General features: G+C 72.8%; 16 protein-coding genes. 3 read left to right on the top strand and 13 right to left on the bottom strand.

Going from position 1 to position 21,940, the window contains the following annotated elements:
• Nucleotides 1–1,152, top strand: a complete 1,152-nt coding sequence (locus tag H5965_RS36090; RefSeq protein ID WP_310975470.1) for an acetyl-CoA C-acetyltransferase — start codon at nucleotides 1–3, stop codon at nucleotides 1,150–1,152.
• Here H5965_RS36090 and fgd read toward each other — a convergent pair whose 3' ends face one another.
• The 8 genes from fgd to H5965_RS36050 all read right to left on the bottom strand — a co-directional run bounded on the left by fgd (nucleotide 1,153) and on the right by H5965_RS36050 (nucleotide 8,370).
• Nucleotides 1,153–2,157, bottom strand: a complete 1,005-nt coding sequence (gene fgd, locus H5965_RS36085) for a glucose-6-phosphate dehydrogenase (coenzyme-F420) (RefSeq protein WP_310975468.1) — start codon at nucleotides 2,155–2,157, stop codon at nucleotides 1,153–1,155. It lies immediately after the preceding gene.
• Nucleotides 2,158–2,160: 3 nt separating this feature from the next.
• Nucleotides 2,161–3,216, bottom strand: coding sequence for a nitronate monooxygenase (locus tag H5965_RS36080; RefSeq protein WP_310975466.1), 1,056 nt, complete (start codon nucleotides 3,214–3,216; stop codon nucleotides 2,161–2,163).
• Nucleotides 3,213–3,941, bottom strand: coding sequence for a CoA-transferase (locus tag H5965_RS36075; RefSeq protein WP_310975465.1), 729 nt, complete (start codon nucleotides 3,939–3,941; stop codon nucleotides 3,213–3,215). The genes H5965_RS36080 and H5965_RS36075 overlap by 4 nt, the downstream gene beginning before the upstream one ends.
• Nucleotides 3,938–4,801 carry a CoA-transferase gene (locus H5965_RS36070; protein ID WP_310975464.1) on the bottom strand — a complete coding sequence of 288 codons (864 nt, stop codon included), beginning with the start codon at nucleotides 4,799–4,801 and terminating at the stop codon, nucleotides 3,938–3,940. Before H5965_RS36070 ends, H5965_RS36075 begins: the two co-directional genes overlap by 4 nt.
• Entirely contained in the window at nucleotides 4,791–5,531 is a 741-nt protein-coding gene (locus tag H5965_RS36065; RefSeq protein WP_310975462.1) for an enoyl-CoA hydratase family protein, read from the bottom strand. The genes H5965_RS36070 and H5965_RS36065 overlap by 11 nt, the downstream gene beginning before the upstream one ends.
• A complete protein-coding gene (locus H5965_RS36060; protein WP_310975460.1) occupies nucleotides 5,531–6,400 on the bottom strand; it encodes an SDR family oxidoreductase in 870 nt (289 codons plus the stop codon). Before H5965_RS36060 ends, H5965_RS36065 begins: the two co-directional genes overlap by 1 nt.
• Nucleotides 6,397–7,164: an SDR family oxidoreductase gene (locus tag H5965_RS36055; protein WP_310975459.1), complete on the bottom strand. Its 768-nt coding sequence runs from the start codon at nucleotides 7,162–7,164 to the stop codon at nucleotides 6,397–6,399. Before H5965_RS36055 ends, H5965_RS36060 begins: the two co-directional genes overlap by 4 nt.
• A 78-nt stretch (nucleotides 7,165–7,242) precedes the next feature.
• Nucleotides 7,243–8,370 carry a helix-turn-helix domain-containing protein gene (locus H5965_RS36050; RefSeq protein ID WP_310975457.1) on the bottom strand — a complete coding sequence of 376 codons (1,128 nt, stop codon included), beginning with the start codon at nucleotides 8,368–8,370 and terminating at the stop codon, nucleotides 7,243–7,245.
• Between the two features lie 166 nt (nucleotides 8,371–8,536).
• Between H5965_RS36050 and H5965_RS36045 the strand changes: the two genes are divergently transcribed.
• Nucleotides 8,537–9,214, top strand: coding sequence for a TetR/AcrR family transcriptional regulator (locus H5965_RS36045; RefSeq protein WP_310975455.1), 678 nt, complete (start codon nucleotides 8,537–8,539; stop codon nucleotides 9,212–9,214).
• Nucleotides 9,215–9,392: 178 nt separating this feature from the next.
• Entirely contained in the window at nucleotides 9,393–10,052 is a 660-nt protein-coding gene (locus H5965_RS36040) for a cutinase family protein (protein ID WP_310975453.1), read from the top strand.
• A gap of 51 nt (nucleotides 10,053–10,103) precedes the next feature.
• Here the strand turns inward: H5965_RS36040 and H5965_RS36035 are convergent, their stop codons facing one another.
• From H5965_RS36035 to H5965_RS36015, 5 genes are read right to left on the bottom strand one after another with little or no spacing between them, the layout of a single operon-like run.
• Nucleotides 10,104–11,288, bottom strand: coding sequence for a lipase family protein (locus tag H5965_RS36035; RefSeq protein ID WP_310975451.1), 1,185 nt, complete (start codon nucleotides 11,286–11,288; stop codon nucleotides 10,104–10,106).
• Between the two features lie 56 nt (nucleotides 11,289–11,344).
• Nucleotides 11,345–12,316, bottom strand: coding sequence for an alpha/beta hydrolase family protein (locus H5965_RS36030; protein WP_310975450.1), 972 nt, complete (start codon nucleotides 12,314–12,316; stop codon nucleotides 11,345–11,347).
• 9 nt (nucleotides 12,317–12,325) lie between these two features.
• The gene (locus H5965_RS36025) at nucleotides 12,326–13,903 is read right to left on the bottom strand and encodes an acyl-CoA carboxylase subunit beta (protein ID WP_310975449.1); all 1,578 of its coding nucleotides are present in this window, start codon (nucleotides 13,901–13,903) and stop codon (nucleotides 12,326–12,328) included.
• The gene (locus H5965_RS36020; RefSeq protein ID WP_310975448.1) at nucleotides 13,903–20,136 is read right to left on the bottom strand and encodes a polyketide synthase; all 6,234 of its coding nucleotides are present in this window, start codon (nucleotides 20,134–20,136) and stop codon (nucleotides 13,903–13,905) included. The genes H5965_RS36025 and H5965_RS36020 overlap by 1 nt, the downstream gene beginning before the upstream one ends.
• A complete protein-coding gene (locus H5965_RS36015; protein WP_310975446.1) occupies nucleotides 20,133–21,878 on the bottom strand; it encodes a fatty acyl-AMP ligase in 1,746 nt (581 codons plus the stop codon). The genes H5965_RS36020 and H5965_RS36015 overlap by 4 nt, the downstream gene beginning before the upstream one ends.
• Between the last annotated feature and the right edge of the window lie 62 nt (nucleotides 21,879–21,940).

Raw genomic sequence — 21,940 nt, 5'->3', positions numbered from 1 at the left:
GTGCCCGAAGCCTTCCTGCTCGACGCCGTCCGCACCCCGGTCGGCCGGCGCGGCGGCGCACTGTCCGGGTGGCACTCGGCCGACCTCGGCGCGCACGTCATCAAGGCCGTCGTCGAGCGCGCCGGCGTCGATCCGGACCTGGTCGACGACGTCATCCTCGGCTGCACCGACACCCTCGGCCCCCAGTCCGGCAACATCGCGCGTACCGCCTGGCTCGCGGCCGGGTTCGGTGACCACGTGCCCGGGGTGACCGTCGACCGGCAGTGCGGGTCCAGCCAGCAGGCCGTCCACTTCGCCGCCCAAGCCGTCATGTCGGGCACGCAGGACCTGGTGCTGGCCGGGGGCGTGCAGAACATGAGCCGCATCCCGATCAGCGCGGCGATGCTGGCCGGCCGCGAGTACGGCTTCGACGACCCGTTCTCCGGCTCGAAGGGCTGGCAGGAGCGCTACGGCAGCGCCGAGATCTCGCAGTTCCGCAGCGCCGAAATGATCGCCGAGCACTGGGACATCAGCCGCGCGGACATGGAGGAGTACGCGCTGCGCAGTCACCAGCGGGCCGTCTCCGCCATCGACGAGGGCCGGTTCGATGCCGAGATCGTGCCGGTCGAGGACTTCCGGCACGACGAAGGCCCGCGCCGGGACACGTCCCTGGACCGGATGCGCGGGCTGAAGCCGCTGAGCGAGGGTTCGCGGCTGACGGCGGCGGTGGCCAGCCAGATCTCCGACGGCGCGAGCGCGGCGCTGCTGGCGTCCGCGTCGTTCGTCGACGAGCACGGCCTGCGGCCGCGGGCCCGGATCCATCACCTGTCGGTGCGCGCGGCCGACCCGGTCTGGATGCTGACCGGGCCGATCCCGGCGACGGCCCACGCGCTCCGGAACGCCGGGCTCACGGTCGACGACATCGACCTGTTCGAGGTCAACGAGGCGTTCGCCAGCGTCGTCCTGGCGTGGCTGGACGAGACCGGCGCGGACCCCGGCCGGGTCAACGTGAACGGGGGCGGGATCGCCCTCGGCCACCCGATCGGGGCCACCGGCACCAAGCTCCTCGCCACGCTCCTGCACGAGCTGGAGCGCCGCGGAGGTCGTTACGGGCTGCAGACGATGTGCGAAGGCGGCGGCACCGCCAACGTCACCATCATCGAACGGCTCTGATCAGCCGAGAGCGCGCAGCTTCGGGAGCACGTCCTCGGAGAACTGGGTCAGGAAGCGTTCCTGGTCGTGACCCGGGCCGTGGAAGACGAGGTGGTTGAGCCCGGCGTCGAGGTACGGCTTGATCTGGGCCACCGCCTCGTCCGGGTCCGACGCCACGATCCAGCGCTTGGCCACCTGCTCGATCGGCAGCTCGTCGGCCAGCCGTTCCATCTCCTCGGCCGAGGACACCGTGTGCTTCTGCTCCGCCGTCAGCGACAGCGGCGCCCAGAACCGGGTGTTCTCCAGGGCCTTCTCGTGGTCGCGGTCGTAGGACATCTTGATCTCGATCGTCCGGTCGACGTCCTCGACGGTCTTCTCGGCCGCCTCCGCGCCTTCCTTGACGGCGGGCATCAGCTTCTCGGTGTAGAGGTCCATGCCCTTGCCCGAAGTGCAGATGAACCCGTCACCCGACCGGCCCGCGTACTTCGCGACCACCGGGCCGCCCGCGGCGACGTAGATCGGCACCGGCTGCTCCGGCCGGTCGTAGATCTTCGCGTTCACCAGCTGGTAGTAGTCACCCTCGAAGTTCACGTTGTCGCTGGTCCACAGCTCGCGGATCAGCTTGATCGACTCCCGCAGCCGGGCGAAGCGCTCCTTGAACTCCGGCCACTCCCGCCCGGAGACGGCGATCTCGTTCAGCGCCTCACCGGTGCCGACGCCGAGGATCATGCGGCCGTTCGACAGCAGCGACATCGTCGCGAACGCCTGCGCGATCACCGCCGGGTTGTACCGGAACGTCGGGGTCAGCACGCTCGTCCCGATCTGCACCCGCTTGGTCCGCTCGGCGACCGCCGGCATCCAGGCCAGCGCGAACGGCGCGTGGCCGCCCTCGTGCCGCCACGGCAGGAAGTGATCGGACACCCACACCGAGTCCAGGCCCACCTCTTCGGCGCGCACCGCGTACTCGACCAGGTCCCGCGGCCCGAACTGCTCCGCAGACGCCTTGTACCCGACCTTCAAAGCCACCGCTCATCCTCCCGTTTCCCGGCCGAGCCGCCGCAGGATCTCACCCGCCTCGGCCACTGCGCCCTCGACGATCTGCGCCACCGTGGGCAGGTCGTGGATCATGCCCACCACCTGTCCCGACGCTAGCACTCCGGCGTCCGTCCGGCCGTCGACCAGTCCCGCCCGCAGCAGCATCGGGGTGTTGGCCGCCATGACCAGCTGGCTCCAGGTCAGATCGTTGCCGTGCTTCATCGCGAAGCCCTCTCGCAGCATCGCAACCGGGGACAGTCCGGTGATATTCCGGAAGCGCAGGGCGTTGCGGGCGGCTTGGGCGAGGCCGCGGATCCGGCCGGTGCGTTCGAGCCTGTCGACCAGCTCGGTGCGCAGGACGCGGTGCGGGAGGCCGTCGACCCGCTTGGTGACGACCGTCCCGGTGAGCCCCTGCTCGAGGTAGAGGCGCTTGACCTCGTCGGGGACGGTGCTTTCCTTGCTCAGCAGGAACCGGGTGCCCATCGCGACCCCGGCCGCACCGTAGGCCAGTGCGGCGGCGAGGCCGCGGCCGTCGAAGAACCCGCCGGCCGCGACGACCGGGATGTCGACGGTGTCCAGCACGCTCGGGAGCAGCAGCGTGGTGGCGACGCCCCCGGTGTGCCCGCCGCCTTCGCCGCCTTGGACGATGACGGCGTCCGCGCCCCAGGCGGCGACCTTCTCGGCGTGCCGGGCGGCCCCGACCGACGGGATCACGACGATCCCGTGGTCCCGCAGTTTCGCGATCATCTCCTTCCGCGGCGCGAGTGCGAACGAAGCGACCTTCACGCCTTCGCGGATCAGCAGGTCGACGCGCGCACCTGCGTCGGCCGCGTCGGCGCGGAGGTTCACCCCGAACGGCTTCTCCGTGCGCTTCTTGACCTCGGCGATCGCCGCTTCCAGCTCGCCGAAGGTCATCGTGGCGGAGGCGAGGATGCCCAGCGCGCCCGCTTCGGCCGTCGCCGACACCAGCCGGGGACCGGCGACCCAGCCCATCCCGGTCTGCACGACGGGGTGCTCGACCCCGGCCAGCCGGGTGAGCGCGGTCTTCACGCCGGAACTTCCTTGTCCCGCAGGTTCTTCGGGTCGATTTCGCGGATCAGCCGCAGTTCCTCTTCGGTCGGCTCGCGGCTGGTTCCGGCGTCGGAGAAGTCGATCGCGAAAGCGGTCGCCGCCGACACCTCTTCCCGGGTGACGCCGGGGTGCAGCGACACCGCCCGCATCGCGTGGTCCAGGCCACCGAAGCCGAACACCCCGAGGTTGCTCACCACCCGGTGGACGTCGTGGTACTTCTGCGCCGACGCACCGGCTTTGGCCGCGTTGTCGTACCCGACCCCCGACACGACGTCCACGCTCTCGACGAACACCCGGGTGCTGTGCCGGGGTACCCAGTAGCTGGTGCGGTGGTTGACCGTGTTGCCCGGCGCGCCCCGCACGCCCAGCAGCTGCTTCTTCGGGCGGGCGTGGTCGCCGATGGCGGAGATGTTCTGGTTGCCGTACCGGTCGATCTGGTTCGCGCCCATCACGACGTGCCGGCGGCCGTGCGGGACGATCGTGTCCAGCATCGTGCGGAACGGCTGCCAGCCCTCGACGACGCCGTCGGTGGTGACCAGGTGGGCTTCGCCGTCGGACAGCAGCAGGTCCGGCTCGAAGGTCAGCCGGGCGAGTTTCGCGCCCAGCTGCGGGACCAGGCCCATGGGACTGGCCAGGAGTTCGCCGTCGCCGCGGAAGACCTCGGCCATGGCCACCACGACGATCTCGGCCCGGGTCGCGCTCATGCCGCCTCCGCCTCGAATTTGTCCACTTCGGACAGATACCGCGTCTCGTCCCCCGAGAGGAACCGGTCCACGAACCCCGGCCAGGTGTCGAGGTCCTTGGCGCAGGCCGCGTAGTGCCGCTGGAACCGCTCGTCGCGGCCGTAATCCGGCACGGCCGTGGTGAAGTGCGCCCCGCGCGGGGACTCCACCACCCCGGCCACCGCACCGCGGTTGAGGAGCAACGACTGCACCGGCCCACCGGAGGTCAGCTCGGCCGTCTCCACCACCTTTTCCACCGACACGAAACACCGCTCGGCCGCCAAGGCGAACAACTGGTCGAAGTACGGGTCGGGGCCGAGGTACTGGGCGTTGCCGCGGGCATCGGCCCGGTTGAGGTGGACCAGCGCCACGTCGAGGTGCTGCGCGGGGACCGCGACCAGCTCCTCACCGTCGTCGTAGGGCGAACGCACGGTGCGCAGCCGCGGGTTGGCGCGCATGACTTCGGACCCGAGCCCCGCCCGGGTGGGCAGGAACGGCAGCCGTTGCATCGCCGCGGACAGGGCCGTGCCGAACATGCCCTCGTCGTACTCGGTCACCTCGATCGCGCCGGTCTCCCGCGCCCGGCCGAACCACGGGTCGTACGGGATCGAATCCAAGGTGACGAACCCGAACACGACCCGCTTGACCTTGCCCGCCGCACACAGCAGGCCGACGTCCGGGCCGCCGTAGGAGACGACGGTCAGGTCCTGCACCGGCGTGCGGAGGATGGCGCGGACCAGGGCCATCGGCTTGCGCCGGGAACCCCAGCCGCCGATCCCGATGGTCATGCCGTCCTTCAGCTCGCCCGCCACCTCGTCGACGGTCATGCGCTTATCGGCCATTCAAGAACTCCTCGCGAGCCTCGTCGGACGCCCCCAGCAGGTTCAACTCGAACGTGAAGCCCTGCTCGAAGCGGTAGCTGCGGTGCACCTGCTGGGTGTCGATCCCGTTCAACGCCTCTTTCGCCGCCCGGATCACCCGCGGGTCCTTCTTCGCGATGTCCCGCGCGACTTCCAGGGCCGCCTCGTCGAGGTCCGCCCGGGGTACGACCTGGTAGACCGACCCGTGCGCGTGCAGCTCGGCCGCGGTGATCTTGCGAGCCGTGAAGTACAGCGTGCGCATCAGATGCTGCGGCACCAGCCGGGCGAGGTGCGTGGCCGCGCCGAGTGCGCCCCGCTCGACTTCCGGCACGCCGAAGGTCGCGTCTTCGGAGGCGATGATGACGTCCGCGTTGCCCACCAGCCCGATCCCGCCGCCGAGGCAGAAGCCGTGCACCGCGGCGACGACCGGAACCTCGCAGTCGTAGACGGCACCGAAAGCCGCGTAGCAGCCGCGGTTGGCGCCGACCAGAGCGTCATAGCCCTCGCTGCGCTGGATCTCCTTGATGTCCACCCCGGCGTTGAACCCGCGGCCCTCCGCGCGCAGGATCACGACGTGCACGTCCGGGTCGCGCCCGGCCTGGGTGATCGCGTCGGCGAGGTCGAACCAGCCCTGCACGGGCAGCGCGTTCACCGGCGGGAAATCGACGGTGACGACCTCGATGTGCCCGTCGCGTTCGGTCAGGACGCCCATCAGCTCGCTCCGTAGACGGGTTCGGGCTCGGGCGCCTGCTCGAGCAGGTCCTTCACCACCGGGCCCAGCTCGGCCGGGTCCCACCGCTCGCCCTTGTCCACGACCGGGCCGTGCCGCCACGCCTGGGCCAGGGAAACCTTGCCGCCCTCGACCTCGAACACCCGCCCGGTGACGGGCCCGGACTCCTCGCTGCCCAGCCACACGACCAGCGGCGAGACGTTCTCCGGCGCCATCGCGTCGAAGCCGGTGTCCGGCCGGGCCATCGACGCGAACACCCCTTCGGTCATCCGGGTGCGGGCGGCCGGCGCGATCGCGTTCACGGTGATGCCGTAGCGGGCCAGTTCGGCGGCGGCCACGACCGTCAGCCCGGCGATCCCCGCCTTCGCCGCCGAGTAGTTCCCCTGCCCGACGCTGCCGAGCAACCCGGCACCCGAACTCGTGTTGATCACCCGTGCGCTCGGCGTCCGCCCGGCTTTGGCTTCGGCACGCCAATGCTCCGCCGCATGCCGCAACGGCGCGAAGTGGCCCTTGAGGTGCACCCGGATCACCGCGTCCCACTCGTCCTCGCCGAGGTTGACCAGCATCCGGTCCCGGAGAAAGCCCGCGTTGTTCACCAGCACGTCCAGGCGCCCGAAGTGCTCGACGGCCGTGCCGATCAGCTCACGCGCCCCGGCCCAATCGGCCACATCCGAGGTGTTCGCGACCGCCCGCTCACCGATGGCCTCGACGACTTCCGCGGCCGCGTCGGCGTCCACGTCGTTCACCACCACCGACGCCCCTTCGGCCGCGAACGCCAAGGCGTGCGCCCGCCCGATGCCCCGCCCGGCACCGGTCACCACGACCACCCGGCCCTGGCACAACCCGCTCACGAATCCTCCCGATGGTTGACGTCGGCCGCGGCGAGGAACGCCGGGACCTCACCTCCGCCGTGCACGCGCAGAGTCGCGCCGGAAACATAGGAAGCCAGCCCGGAAGCCAGGAACGCGGCGCAGTGCCCCACCTCTTCGGGCTCGGCCAGCCGGCCCAGCGGCACGGTCTTCCCCACCGCCTCGACCGCCGCCTCACTCCCGTAGTGCAGGTGCGCCTGCTCGGTCCGGACCATCCCGACGTCGAGCGCGTTGACCCGGACATTCGGCGCCCACTCCACCGCCAGGCTCGCCGTCAGGTTGTCCAGCCCGGCCTTCGCGGCGCCGTAGGCCGCGGTTCCCGGCGACGGACGTGTGCCGCTGACGCTGGAGATCATCACGATCGAGCCGCCGGTTTCCTGCCGCTGCATCACCGCGTTGGCGTGCTGCGCGACCAGCAGCGGAGCCAGGAGATTCAGCTGCACGACCTTCTCGTGCAGGCGCGGCGACGCCTCCGCGGCCGGCACATACGGCGCCCCACCCGCGTTGTTGACCACCACGTCCAGGCGCCCGTGCCGCTCGACGATCCCCTCGACCAGCGAGGCGACCTGCGTCTCGTCGCGGACATCGCACGCGACGAACTCCGCCGGGGTCGGCGCCTCCCGCCGCGCACACACCACGACCCGGGCACCGTGCGCGAGGAACACGTCGGCGATGCCCCGGCCGACGCCGCGGACGCCTCCGGTGACCAGGACCACCGTCCCGGCCAGGCCCAGCTCCGTCTTCACCGGCACACCACCTTTCGCCCCCAAAACTAGAACATGTTCTCGCTGGGGACAAGGTCGGGAGCCGTGTGGGGAAGCCTCCTACTCCTCGGGCGGGGAGAACTCGTTCCGGGCGGTCCGCAGCCCCGAGGCGCGTAGCGCGGCCTGCATGGCGAACCGGGCGTCGGGATCGTCGAGGCGAGCACCGAAGGCCTGCTTCAGCTGGCGCACGCGGTAGCGGACCGTCTGCGGGTGCACCGACAGGTCGACCGCGATCTTCTCGGAGTTGCCGCCGTTCTGCAGCCAGGACAGCAGAGTCTCGCCCAGCCGGCGGCGCGTCCGCTCCGGGAACTGCCCGAGCGGGGCCAGTTCCTGCCGGGCGACCTGCTCGGCCAGCGGCGAGTCCGACAGCAGCCACAGGTCCGTCAGGTGGTCGGTGCACCACGTCACCGGCGCGTCCGGGAGCGATCCGTCCGCCACCAGCCGCAACGCCGTCCGCGCCCAGCGCAGGGAATGCGCCGCCGCGCCGAGGTCGGTCGGCGGCCCGACCGCGACGCGCGTGCCGAGCCGGGTCAGGGCCCGGGCGTCCACCGGGGCGGGGAGCAGCAGGTAGGGCTGCGGTGGGTCGAGGTCGGCGAGGACGTCGGACCCCCACGTGGTGCTCACGGTCGTTTCGGCGGCGACCGCCGCCACCGCCTGCGGCACCGGCCAGCCCGCCGCGTCCGCGAGTTCGGCGAGGACGGCGTCCGGGATGGTGCCCGGTCCGGTCAGCAGGCGCAGCAGCCGCTTGCGCAGGCCCGACCGCGTGCCCTCGATCTCCGCCCACGCCTCGCGGTGCCCCCGGCTCGACATCCGGGCGAGCTCGTCCGCGTAGCCGAAGAGCATTTCGGCCAGCTGCGCCATCACGGCGGAGGACAGCCGGTGCCGCCGGCCCAGCCGCATGATCCAGCGCCAGCCGACCCGGGTGCCGACGCGGTAGGCCGCCTGCAGGTCGTCGAGGGTGCGGCCCTCGCGCGCCTCCCCCGCGCCGAGCCGGCGGCACGTCTCGTACAGCCGGTCGCGGGAGGCCAGCGGGTCCTCGACCAGGTCGACGAAGAGCTCGACAGCGCACTCGACACCGTGCCGGGTCCGGCGGCCGTAGGACCCGTCCCCTGTCCGGGCGTAGACGGGGACCGCCCGCAGGATCTCCCGGACGATCCCGTCCACCAGTGCCGGGAGCGCCGGCCGCATGAGTGCGGCGAGCTCCCTCCGCCGGACAACTTCTTCGACGGCATCGCGGGGAGCCGGGACGGGTTGCCGAGCACTGTCGCGGGGCACCAGGGTTCCTCCACCGGAAGGAGGCGACGGACCTTGCTTTACCGGACAGTAAAGCAAGGAGTCCGTACAGTACACCTCCATGAGCCGGCAGAGTCCTCCTGATCGATCCAGCGCTCGCCGCAGCCCGGCCGCCCGGCCCACCGACGACGAGTTGCTCGACGCCGCCCGCGCGGTGTTCGCCGAGCGGGGCTACGCCCAGGCCACGATGGGCCTGATCGCCGACCGCGCCGATTCCACCAAGCCCACCCTCTACGCGCATTTCGGCGACAAGGCCGCCCTTTTCCGCACCACGGTCCGCCGGGAGGTCGCCGCGTTGCGCGCCTGGGTGATCAGCGCGTACGAAACGGCGAACGCGCGCCCCCTCGAAGAGCGCGTCCGGCTCTCGGTGATGGCCATGTTCGGCTACGCCGGAGCCCACCCGGAAAGCTTCCGGCTGCTGTTCGACTCGGCCGTCGACGAGATGTCGAACGAACGCCGCGCGCTGGCCGACTCCATCGCCACCCACGTGATCGGGCAGGTGCGCGACCACCTGCGCACGCACGGGCGCCCGGCCGGCCCCGGCGCGGACCTGCTCGGCGAGATGATGGTCGGCCTGGTCGGGCGGGCCGCGATGCACGTGTCCCACTCCCCCGGCCTCGACCCGATCGCCGCCGGGGAACTGGCCACCGGGTTCGTCATGGCCGCGCTGCGCGGGCTGGATCCGGCGCTGCTGGACCGCCTCGACACCCCGCGCCCGGCCGGGCAGTGCGCCACCTGAGCGTCCACATCGGACCGTTTGTCACCGGCTGAACAATTCCCGGCGTTCCCGGGAAACACCTCTTGCCGGGTCCGGCTACCACTGCGACGCTGCGAATCACCGCAAGCGTCGCACGCATTTCCGTCCCCCGCGGAAAGCGCTTGCCGACCCCTTTTCCCACAACGAGGTGTGATCAGCCATGATTCGCGTCCCCCAGAAGCGCTTGTTTTCCGCTGCGGCCGCCGTCGGGTTCGCCGTCGCCGGGCTCACCGTGGCCGCCGCGCCCGCCGCTTCGGCGGCGCCGTGCACCGACATCGACGTCCCGGTGGCCCGCGGCACCGGCGAACCCGGCACGCTCGGCCTCATCGTCGGCGACCCGGTGTTCTCGGCCGTGCAGAACCGGCTGCGCCCGCGGTCGGTGAGCAGCTACCGCGTCGACTACCCGGCCGACCTCGGCCAGCCGGCCTCGGTGCAGAAGGGCAACACCGACCTGGTCAACCACGTGCGGACGCAGGCCGCGGCCTGCCCGTCGCAGCGGTTCGTCCTCGTCGGCTACTCCCAGGGCGCCAACGTCGTCGACAACTCGATCGGCATCAGCAGCGCCGGCGCGGTCGTCGGCGGCCCGATCGCCGCGACCATCCCGGCGGACCTGGCGCCCCGGATCGCGGCGATCCTGTTGTTCGGCAACCCGATCCGCGCGATCGGCCGCTCGGTCACCGGCACCTACCAGAGCCGCACCAAGGACTACTGCGCCTTGGGCGACCCGATCTGCCAGGCGGGCGGCTTCAACATCCTGGCGCACCTGAGCTACGGCGGCGACGCCAACGACGCGGCCGCCTTCGCCGCGGGCAAGGTCTGACGGAGCGCGGGCGGCCACCTCGGGTTCTCCGAGGTGGCCGCCCGGATTTCCTCAGCAGTTCGCCGGAGCCGGATCCCCGTTGAACCGCTTCACGATCCACTGGTGCGCGTCGGCGTTGCCGGCGAGGATCCCGGTGGCGTGGTCGGCCAGGTAGGTGGTCCACTGCTCGCGCACCCCGGCCGCGCAGTACGCCCGGTGCAGCGTTTCCGCCTGCGGGGTGTTGACGATCTCGTCGACACTCGCGTGGTACTGGAACACCGGCACCCGCGGCGGGTGGGCACCCAGCTTGTTCTGCGCCAGCCGCGCCTGCCACACCGGGGTGTCCAGGGGGTTCGACGTCGTGTAGTCACTGATCTTCTTGAACGAATAGTTCAGCAGCAGTTCGGCAACACACGCGTTCTTCTTGGCGTCACCCAATTGCTGTCGGCCGGTCTCGTTGAGGAAGGAATCCAGCCGCAGATCCGGGTACGCGGCGTCGAGCCCGACCGCGGCGAAGGCCAGGAATCCGAAGCCGAGGTACCCGTCGAGGCCCTTCGCCACTTCGGTCAGGTCGGCCGGTACCCCGCCCGCGACGACGCCGACGACGTTCAGTTCGGGTGCGTACGCGGGCTGCCTTTCCCCGGCCCACATCGATCCACCGCCGCCCTGCGAATAGCCCTGGAAGATCACCTTGGCGCTCTTCGAAAGCCGGGCGGACGGGAGGTCCTGCGCCGCGCGCACCGAGTCGATCACGGCGGGACCCATGGACTGCCCGGTGATGTAGGTGGGCACGGTCGTCGGCGAGTAGCCCTCGTAGTCGGTCACCGCGACCGCGTAGCCGCTGGACAGCGAGTCGTTGATGGCGGGCTGGTCGTACAGCGTGCCGCGTTCCATCGCCTTGGACGCCGTGCACTTGAACGCCGGCCCCTGCGTGCCGACCGCGTAACCGACGATCGGCGCCTTGGCCGGGTCCACGCCCTTCGGCACGAGGATCGTCCCGGTCACCGCGTTCCGGTTCCCGAGCGCGTTGGTCGACAGGTACATCACCTGCCAGGCGTCCGCGTTCAGCGCGTTCAGCAGCGGCACGGTGGGCCGCCAGCGGATGACGTCACCGGGTTTCCCGGCCGGCAGCGGGGACGGCGGGGTGTAGAAGGAGTCGTCGAACGGCCCGGGCAGCAGCGGCGCCGCTCCGGCGGGCGCACTCGCCGCCGCGACACCCAGCGCCACCAGGCAGCAGGTCAGGAGCGCCGAAAGCACAGCGCGACATCGGGCAGGCTTCACCACAACCTCCATCGGGGGAAAGGGGAATGCGCTCAGGCCGGGAGGCCCAGCGCGCCGGCCAGCACCGGCCAGGACTGGTGCAGGGCCCGCTGCCAGTACGGCCAGCTGTGGGTGCCGGGCCCGTAGTAGTCGACGGTCACCGGGATGCCGGCGGTCCGCAGGCGGTCGGTGAAGCTGCGGGACGACATCTCCGCCGTCGACTCCAGGAAGTCCGCCTGGTTCGGCGGGTCGAGCGGCCCGGTCTGCCCGTTGCCGCAGGAGACGTAGAGCGCGGTGCCGCGCAGCTGGTCGATGTGGTCGTACGGGTTGTTGGCCGTCCAGATCGTCTTCAGGCCGAACGCGTCGCCCCAGAGGTCGAGGTAGTTGAAGAACCCGCCGCGCGCCAGGATGCCGATGATCCAGACCGGCAGCCCCGGGTAGAGCGTGTTCGGCACCCCGCTGTAGGACGCGGCCGCGCCGAACATCCCCGGGTGCTTGAAGGCGTAAGCCATCGCGCCGTAGCCGCCGATCGACAGCCCGGCCACCGCCCGGCGCGTGCCGCCGCGGTAGCCGCGCTCGACGATCTGGCGCACTTCGGCGGTGTGGAAGGTGTCCCAGTCAGGGGTGTTCCGGAGGCCGAAGTTCCACCACTTGGTGTACATCCCGGCGGCCCCGTCGGTCGGCATCACGACCAGCGCGTCCTTGGTCGCGGTGAACGCCTTGACGTCGGTGAACTGGTCCCACGAGCGGTAGTCGACCGGCTCGCAGCAGCCGTGCAGCAGGAACAGCACGGGCCAGGTCCGCGCCGGTTGCGCCGCCCACCCGGACGGCACGATCAGCCGCACCATCCCGGTGGTGCCCAGGGCGGGCGAGCTGATCTGCAGGTCGACCGTCCGGGCATCCACCCAGGTCTCCTGGACGACCTTCGCGCCGTCGTCGGCCACGGCCGGGCTCGCCTGTGCGGGCGCCACGGCACCGGCGAGCAGGAGGACGACGGACAGCGCCAGCAAGGCGATCCGCTTCATAGGGGCTCCTCAAAGGGGGATGTTTCCGTGTTTCCGGGCCGGCAGGCTCTGGCGTTTGGTGCGCAGCATCCGCAGGGCCCGAGCCACCTGGAGGCGGGTCTGCGACGGCGTGACGACCTGGTCGACGTACCCGCGTTCGGCCGCCAGGTAGGGGCCGCCGTGGCGCTTGCGGTACTCGTCGGTGAGGCGGCGGCGGGCCGGCTCCCGCTCCTCCGGCGGCAGCCCGGCCAGCTCGCGCCGGTAGAGCACCCGCACCGCGCCTTCGGCGCCCATCACCGCGATCTCCGCGGTGGGCCAGGCCAGCACGACGTCGGCGCCGAGGTGCTTGGAGCCCATCACCGCGTAGCCGCCGCCGTAGGCCTTGCGGACCACGACGGTCACCTTCGGCACGGTCGCTTCGGAGTAGGCGTAGATCAGCTTGGCGCCGCGGCGGATGATCCCGCCGCGTTCCTGGTCGGTGCCCGGCAGGTAGCCGGGGACGTCGGCCAGGGTGAGCAGCGGGATGGAAAAGGCGTCGCAGAAGCGCACGAACCGGGCGGCCTTCTCCGACGCGTCGATGTCGAGCACGCCGGCCTGGTGCCGCGGCTGGTTGGCGACGACCCCGACGGTGTGGCCCTGCACCCGCCCGAACCCGCAGAGCATGTTGGCCGCGAAACCGCTGTGCACCTCGGTGAACTCGCCGTCGTCGACCAGCGCGGCGATCAGCTCGGTCATGTCGTAGGTCTGGTGCGGCGAGTCGGGCACCAGCCGGTCGAGCGCGAGGTCGGCGGCGGTGAGGCCGGCGCTGGTGTCGTCGGCGTACGCGGGCGCGGGGTCGAGGTTGTTCGCGGGCAGGTACCCGAGCAGCGTCTGCACCCAGTCGACGGCGTCCGGCTCGTCGACGGCCCGGTGGTGGGCGTTGCCGGCGACCTCGCTCTGCACGGCCGCCCCGCCGAGTTCCTGCGCGGTGACGTGCTCCCCGGTGACGGCCTGCACGACGTCCGGGCCGGTGACGAACATGTGCGAGGTGTCGTCGACCATCACGGTGAAGTCGGTCATCGCCGGCGCGTAGACGGCACCGCCGGCGCACGGGCCCATGATCATCGAGATCTGCGGGATGACCCCGGAGGCGTGCGCGGTGCGGCGCCCGAGTTCGGCGTAGTAGGCCAGCGAGACGACGCCTTCCTGGATCCGCGCGCCGCCGGAGTCGTTGATCCCGACGACCGGGCAGCCGATGGTCATGGCCAGGTCCATCAGCTTGAGCACCTTCTCGCCGGAGACCTCGCCGAGGCTGCCGCCGAAGACGCTGAAGTCCTGGGAGAACACGCAGATCTGCCGCCCGTCGACGGTGCCGTGCCCGGTGACGACGCCGTCACCCCACGGCCGGTTCGTGTCCATCCCGAACTCGCCGCACCGGTGCCGCGCGAACTGGTCGGCCTCCACGAAGGACCCGGGGTCCAGCAGCAGCGCGATCCGCTCGCGCGCGGTCAGCTTCCCCTTGGCGTGCTGCCGGTCGACGGCCTTCTTTTCGGCGATCCGGACGGCTTCGTCCTGCCGGGCGGCGAGATCGGCGATCCGGAACGCGGTGGTCGGGGTGAGCTCGTCCATCACCGCACCACCGCCCCGAGCCGTTCGGCCAGCACCGCCACGTGCGGTGGATCGATCATCGACACGTGATCACCGGGAACCCGGACGACTTCGAGGTCACGGCAGTGCTCGTCCCAGCCGAGGGCGTCGTCGGTGCGCAGGTACCGCGGGTCCAATGTGGTGGTGAGCGGGTGCGGTTCCTGCGCGCGCAGCAGGACCACCCGCCCGTCGTAGGTTTGCGGCGTGTACCGCTCGGCCACCCGCGCGTCCACATAGGACTCGTACTGGTGCTTGAGGACGCCGGCGCCCATGTCCGGCACCTGCTCGGTGAGCTTGGCCATGACCCGGTGGATCTGAGCGTCTTCGTCGAGCTCCGCCAGTTCCTCGCGGGGCACCCGGAAGGCGACGCCGTAGGTCCGGGAGATGTGGTCGGCGAACCGGTCGAAGCGGTCCAGGAGCTGGTCGGCCGGGGCGCCGGTGGCGGGCAGCGGCAGGATGGTGTCGATGAGGAAGACGAGTTCGGCGCCGTTCAGCCGCCGCGCGGTCTCGTAGGCGAGGCAGCCGCCGAACGACCAGCCGCCCAGCCGGTAGGGGCCGTGGGGCTGGATGTCCCGGACGAGTTCGGCGTACCGGGCGGCCTTGCCTTCGACGGTCTGCTCTTCGTCGAGGCGTTCGAAAGCGTAGACGGGCCGGCCTTCGGGGAGCAGCCGGGCGAGTTCGCGGTAGACGCTCGCGGTGCCGCCGGCGGGGTGGAAGAGGAAGACGGGCTCGCCGCCGACGCCGTCCCGCAGGAGCCGCACCGGGCCGCCGCCGTGGCCTTCGAGCTCGGCGCGCAGGAGATCGGCCATCGCGGCGATGGTCGGCGTGGCGAAGAGCCGGTCTTCGCCGGGGACGTCGGTGAGGTGCTCGGCGAAGGCCGCCCTGAGTTGCCGGGCCTGGGCGGGGTCGCCGCCGAAGCGGTCGTGGACGCCCGGTTCGGGCCCGCCGAGGACGGCTCGCCAGTGCCGGGCGACCCACCGTTCGGCGGGATCCCGCGGCCCGGTGACGACCGGCGCGGCGGCCGGCGCAGCCACCCCGAAGCCCGCCTGCTCGGCCGAGTGCGCGGCAAGCTCCCCCAGGCTGGCCCCGCGCAGCAGCAGCTGAATCGGCAACGGCACCCCGAAGTCCCGTTCCACCGCGCCGCGAGCCCGCATCGCCGAGAGCGAATCCAGCCCCAGTCGCGTGAGCGGTACCGTCCGGTCGACTTCCGCCAACCCCAGCAGGTCCGCGATCACCCCCGCCAAGTGCGCAGCGATCGCCTCGCGGGCCGCCTCCGGGGTGCCCGAGCGCAGCGCGTCCAGGCCGTCCCAGGCAGACGTTGAGTGCTTTGGTGAGAAGAGCGCGAAGAACGGCCGCTCCCCCAGCCGCGGGAACAGCTCCAGCACCGTCCCCGAGTCCACCCGGGCCACCCCGGTCGCCGCCCGGTCCCGCGCGAGCACGAACTCCAACGCCGACAGCGCTTCCTCGGTGCCGAGCGGCTCCAGCACCGGGTTGGCCGAGCCGGCCGCCGCACCGACCTCGCCCCACGCGCCCCAGCCGATCGTCGCCGCCGGGAGCCCCTGGGCGCGGCGCCACGTGACGAGCGCGTCGGCCCACGCGTTCGCCGTCGCGTACGCGGCCTGGCCCGGTGATCCGAACAACGCCGCCGCCGAGGAATACACCAGCCACCAGTCGAGGTCGTGCCCCGCCGTCGCCTCGTGCAGCCGCCACGCGCCCAGCGCCTTCGGCCGCCAGACCGCGTCGAGCGCGTCGCCGTCGAGGCTGATCGCGGCGCCGTCGGCCAGGACACCGGCGGCGTGCAGCACCCCGCGAAGCGGCACGCCTCCTTCGACGGCCGCCGCGACCAGGGTTTCGGCCGTGCCGGGGGCGGCGATGTCGCCGGGCACCACGCGGACGTCGAGGCCCAGCCCGGGATCGGCGGCGTGCCTGCTGTTCAGCACCAGCCGCGTCGCGCCCCGCTCGGCCAGCCACCGCGCCGCGGCCAGGCCCAGGCCGCCGAGGCCGCCGGTGATGATGTACGCGCCGTCGCGGACCGGCTCGCGCACCGGGTCGCCGAGGGCAGGACGGCTCAGGCGCCGCGTGTACCGGACGCCGTGGCGCCAGGCGACTTCGTCGTCCGGCCCGTCCGCGCGGACCTCGTCCCGCAGCCGGTCCATCCCGTCGACGTGGCTCACCCTCAGTTCGGGGTGCTCGAACGCCAGCACGCGCACGAGCCCGCGCAGCGCCGCCAACGCCGGGTCGCCCCGCTCGCCGGGCTCGACGGCGTGCGCGCCGGCGCTCACCAGCCACAACCTCGGCGCCACGGGTAGTTCGGCCAGCTCGGCGACGACCCCGGCCAGGGTCTCGACCAGCCGCGCCCCGCGCACGGGATCGGGCTCGGCCGCGGCGCCGAGCAGGGCGAGGACCGCGGCCGGTTCGCCGTCGCGCAGGAGTTTCGCGAGCTCGGCCCGATCGCCGAGGCGAGCGGTCCGGACGTCGTCGCCCGCGAACTCGCGATCGTCGTCCGACAGCACGATCCAGCGCTGCCCGCGGGGGCGCCCCCCGTTTTCCACGCTACCGGCCGGCACCGACAATTCCGGGGCGGCGGGCAGCGGCGTCGGCTGCCAGGCCGCCTCGAACAACAGCCGGGCCACCGCCGCGTCGCGGTAGGGGCGGCAGTAGACGTCGCGGAATTCGACCAGGACGACGTCGCCGGCGTCGACGAGCTGGACGCTGCCGAGCACGCCGTCGCCGGACTCCTTGAGCACCGCGTCCACCCGCACGCCGCGGCCGGGGTCGCCGGCGAGCACCACCTCCCCCACGCTGAGCGGCAGGTAGAGCGTGTCCGCCTCGCCGACGGCCGCCGCCAGCGCGTGCAGGCAGGCGTCGGCGAGCGCGGGATGCAGCACGTACGCGGGATGACCGGTGTCCGGCTGCGCGATCGACGCCGACGCGCGCCCGGGCGCGGCGGTCACCCGGCGCAGGCCGCGGAACGCCGGGCCGTAGGACTGCCCCAGCTCGGCCAGCGCCCGGTAGACGTCGACCGGCTCCCCGGCGGTTTCCCCGAACGGTGCCGACGGCGTGCCGCCGGTGCCGATCCGCGCGGTGGCGTGCCGGATCCACGGCCCGGTTCTCGTGTGGACACTCAGCTCGCTGCCCCGGAGCGTCGTGGTCACCTCGGTGTGGTCGCCGAGCGGGAGGACTTCGTGCAGTTCGAGGTCCTGGACGCGGCCGCCCGGACCGGCCGCGGCGAGCGCGAGTTCGAGGAAACCGGTGGCTGGGAACACCGGGACGTCCCGGACGGTGTGGTCGGCCAGCCACGGCAACGCGGCCGTGCCGACGTCGCCGCGCCACAGGTGCCCGCCGCCGGGGTCCTCGATGTGCACGCCGAGCAGCGGGTGGGCACCGGCGGTGCGGACGGTCCGGCGCGGCCAGAAGCGCGCGTGCCGCCAGACCGGGCCGGGCAGCTCGACCGGCGGCGTCTGCGGCCGGGCGGCCAGCACGCCGGGGTGACCGAAGACGTGCAGCCGGGCCAGGCTGGTCAGGAACGCCGTCCGCTCGTCGATCCGGCGGCTCCCCGAAGGCAGGCCGAAGACGCCGGACTGCTCGAGCGCGGCCAGCGCCACGGGGTGCGGCGAGACTTCGACGAAGACGGTGTGCCCGTCGGCGGCCGCCGCGGCCACGGCCTGGCTGAACCGCACCGGACGGCGCAGGTTCGCCGCCCAGTACTCGACGTCGAAGGCCGGCGGCTCGTCGTGAACACTGCTGTAGCACCGGACTTTCGGTGGTGCGGGAGTCAGCCCCGCCACCGCGTCGCGGAACGGGCCGAGCACCGGCTCGACGGCCGCGGAGTGCCCGGCGCCCCCGACCGGCAGCCGCCGGGCGAGCCGGCCGAGGCTTTCGGCGTGCGCGACCACGGTGTCGACGTCGTCGGCGGCCCCGCTGATGGTGCACTGGGTGGGCGAGGCATAGACGGCGATGGTGACGTCGGGGAAGGCGGCGAGCTCGGCGGCCGTGAGCTCGACGACGGCCATCGCCCCGCCACCGCGTTCGTCGAGTTCGGCGAGCAGCCGCGCCCGGGCGGCCATGACCTTCAGGCCATCGGCGACGTCGAGCGCCCCGGCCACGACGGCGGCGGCCACCTCGCCCATCGAGTGCCCGAGCACGGCGGCGGGCACGACCTGGTGTGCCCGCCAGAGAGCGGCCAGGGCGAGCTGCACGCCGAACAGGGCGAGCTGGGTCGCGGCGAGGTCGGGCAGGTCGTGCTCGAGCGCGTCGCGCAGCGAGAACCCGGCTTCGGCGCGGAAGACGGGATCGAGCGCCTCGATTTCGGCCCGGAACGCGGGTTCGGCGCGAAGCAGCTGACGTCCCATGCCGGACCACTGCGAGCCATAGCCGGAGAAGACGAAGACCACACCCCGCTCACCCCAGCGCCCCGATGCGGCGTCGGGTGCCTCCGACGCCACATGGGGGCGTTCGGTACCGGCGGCCAGGTCTCGCAGAGCCTCGACCACCTCGTCGCGGCTCTCCCCGACCACCGCCCCGCGCACCGGCAGGTGCTCCCGGCGGTGCGCCAGCGTCGACGCGACCGCGTCGAGCGGCGCGGAATCCTCCGCCAGCCAATCCGCCAGCTCGCCCGCCCGCGCACGCAACACTTCCGCCGACCGGGCCGACAGCGCGAACACCTGCGGACCACCGTCACCGGCCCGGACCGGGAACGACACGGCCGGCCACTCCTCCACCACCACGTGCGCGTTCGTCCCGCCGAAACCGAACGCCGACACCCCGGCCCACGCCGTCCCCGAGTAGCGCGGCCAGTCCGTGCCCGCCGAAACGACCCGCAGCCCGGTGAAGTCGATGTGCGGGTTCGGCGCACGGAAGTGCAGGCTCGGCGGCACCCGCCGGTGCGTCATCGCCAGCACCACCTTCAGCAGCCCCGCGATCCCGGCCGCGCCTTCGAGGTGGCCCAGGTTGCTCTTCACCGACCCCAGCAGCAGCGGACGGTCCGCCGGCCGTCCCGCCCCGAGCACGGCCGCCAGCGCACCCGCCTCCAGCGGGTCCCCCAGCGGTGTCCCGGTCCCGTGCGCCTCGACGTAGTCCACTGAGGACGGATCGACGCCCGCCGTGGCGTACGCGTCGCGCAGCAGGGCCGCCTGGGCGTCCGGGTTCGGGGCCGTCAGGCCGTTGGACCGGCCGTCGGAGTTCACCGCGCTGCCGCGGATCACCGCCAGCACCCGATCACCGCGGGCCGCCCGCAGCGGCTTCAGCACGACGACGCCGCAGCCCTCGCCCCGGGCGATTCCGTCGGCGGCGGCGTCGAACGGCTTGCAGTGACCGTCCGCGGCCAGCACGCCCGCCCGGTGGAAGCCCGCCGTGATGCCGGGCGAGAGGAGGACGTTCACCCCGGCGACCAGCGCCGTCTCGCTTTCGCCGCGGCGCAGGCTCTGCACCGCCTGGTGCACCGCCACCAGCGACGACGAGCACGCCGTGTCCAGTGTCAGGCTGGGCCCGCGCAGGTCGAGCAGGTACGACAGCCGGTTCGCCGCGATGCTCGCCGCCGCGCCGGTGCTTGCCCAGACGTCGACCCCCGCGACGTCGGTCATCGTCAGCGAGCCGTACTCGGTGGCCGACAGCCCGACGAACACCCCCGTCCGGCTGCCGCGCAGCGTGGCCGGCGGGATCCCCGCGTGTTCCAGTGCCGCCCAGGCGACCTCCAGGAGCATCCGCTGCTGCGGGTCCATCGCCGCGGCTTCCCGCGGGGTGATGCCGAAGAATTCGGCGTCGAACCCGGCGATGTCGCCGAGGAACCCGCCGCGTGCCGGCACGCCGGCGAGGTCCTCCGCCGGCGCGAACGTCTCCCAGCGGCCCTCGGGGACGTCGCCGATGCCGTCGCCGCCCGCGTCGAGGAACCGCCAGAACGCTTCCGGGGATTCGATCCCGCCCGGCAGGCGGCAGCCGAGGCCGATGACCGCGATCGGCTCGCCGTCCTCCGCCAGCGGCACGTACGCCGACGACGGATCCATAGTGGACAAGTGCGAGGCGAGCGCGGTGATCGTCGGGTACTGCCACACCAGGGTCGGGGCGAGCGGGCGGCCGACGAACGCGCCGAGGTCGGCCGCCAGGCTGGTCGCGTCCCGTGAGGACAGTCCGGTTTCGTGCAACGGCCGGTCCACATCGGCGACGCCGATCCGGCTGACGAGCCAGTCGCGGATCGCCGCGGCGTCCGGCGCGCTCATCCGAGCCGCCGCGCGGTGAGCGCACCGTCCAGGTAGGACACCCGGCTCCGGGCGCGGCTGATCTTGCCGCTGGACGTGCGGGGTACCTCGCCCGGCGGCAGGAAGACGACGTCGTGCAGGCGCAGGCCGTGGCCGGCCGACACCGCCGCCCGCAGGGCCGCGGCGGCCTCGGCGACGTCGGTTTCGCTGCCTTTCGCGCGTTCGAGGACGACCACCGCGGCTTCCCCGTCGGCGCCGTCGATCGCGAAGGCCGCGGCCGAATGCGGCCGGACGGCCGGGTGGTCCTCGACGGTCTGCTCGATGTCCTGGGGGTAGTGGTTGCGGCCGTCGACGACGACCAGGTCCTTCAGCCGGCCCGTGACGAACAGCTCGCCGTCGAAGACCACGCCGAGGTCGCCGGTCGCCAGCCAGCCCTCGCCGGTCTCCGGATCGAGCGGGGGCAGCCCGAAGGTGGCCGCCGACGCTTCCGCCCGGCCCCAGTACCCGCGGCCGACGTTGGGGCCGCTGACCCGGATTTCGCCGACCTCGCCCGGTCCGGCGGGCCGCCCGGTCACCGGGTCGGCGATCCGCACCCGCTGGCCGGCCGGGCGGCCGCACGAGACGAGCGTCGTGGTGGACGCGCCCGGCACGGCGGGCTCCGCGTACCCGGCGGCGAGCCGCGCCCGGTCGAAGGTGATCTGCCGCGGCGGTTTCCCCGCGTCGGTCACCGAAACCAGCACGGTGGCCTCGGCCAGCCCGTAGGAGGACCGGTGCACCTCCGGCCGCAGCCCGCACTCGGCGAAGGCGTCGTGGAACTTCGCGATCGTCGCCGGCAGCACCGGCTCGCTGCCGTTGATCAGCGAGACGACCCGGCTCAGCTCGAGGTAGACCTTGTCCGCCTCGGTGACGCGGGAAGCGCAGTAGGCGTAGGCGAAGTTGGGGGCCGCGCTGATCGCGCCCGGGCTGGCCGAGAGGGCCCGCAACCAGCGCACGGGCCGTTCGAGGAACGCCAGCGGGTCCATCAGGACCGACTCCAGCCCGCCGGCCATCGGCGCGCCGATGCCGAGGATCAGCCCCATGTCGTGGAACAGCGGCAACCAGCTGACCGTCGACGTGGTCCCGCTTTCCGCGCCGTAGGCCGCGCAGGCCTGACGGGCGTTGGCAAGCACGTTGCGGTGGGTCAGCACGACCCCGGCCGGCGAGCGCGTCGACCCGGACGTGTACTGCAGGTACGCCGGGGCGTCCGGATCGGGCTCGGGCCACTCGCGCGGCCCGGCCGACGGCACCGAGTCGACGTCGACCACCACCGGATCGACCGGCGAACCGGCGAGGAACCGGGTGACCGCCCCGGATTCTCCGGCCGTGGTCAGCACGACGCGCGGGCCGCAGTCGGCGAGCGCCGCGGCCAGCCGGCCCGCGTGCCCGGGCAGGCCGGGCGCGAACAGCGGCACCGCGACCAGTCCCGCCCGCAGCGCACCGAGGAACGCGACGACGTACCCGGCGGACTGCCCGGCCAGCACCGCCGCCCGCTCCCCCGGACCGGCCACTTCGGACAGCCGGGCCGCGACCGCATCGACCCGCTCGTCGAGCTCGCGCCAGGTGAGCGTGACCGCCCGGCCGTCTCCGCCGTCGCGGTGGTCGAGGTGGGTCACGGCGATCCGGTCGCCGAGGCGGCGCGCCCACTGACCCAGGAGGGTCGCGAAGGACTCGCCGGCGGCGACGGGGGCACCGGTGCCGGGAACCGGCCGGGAAATGGTTTCCAAGGCATCCTCGCAGAGAGCGTTTACCGGCGCAGTGAATAACCGCGCCGGTGCGGTTGTCAACG

It is taken from the genome of Amycolatopsis sp. 505 (genome assembly GCF_031625235.1).
Classification (GTDB): domain Bacteria; phylum Actinomycetota; class Actinomycetes; order Mycobacteriales; family Pseudonocardiaceae; genus Amycolatopsis.
The sequence above is the reverse complement of the archived record's forward strand: the minus strand, read 5'-3'. Positions and strand labels throughout refer to the sequence as shown.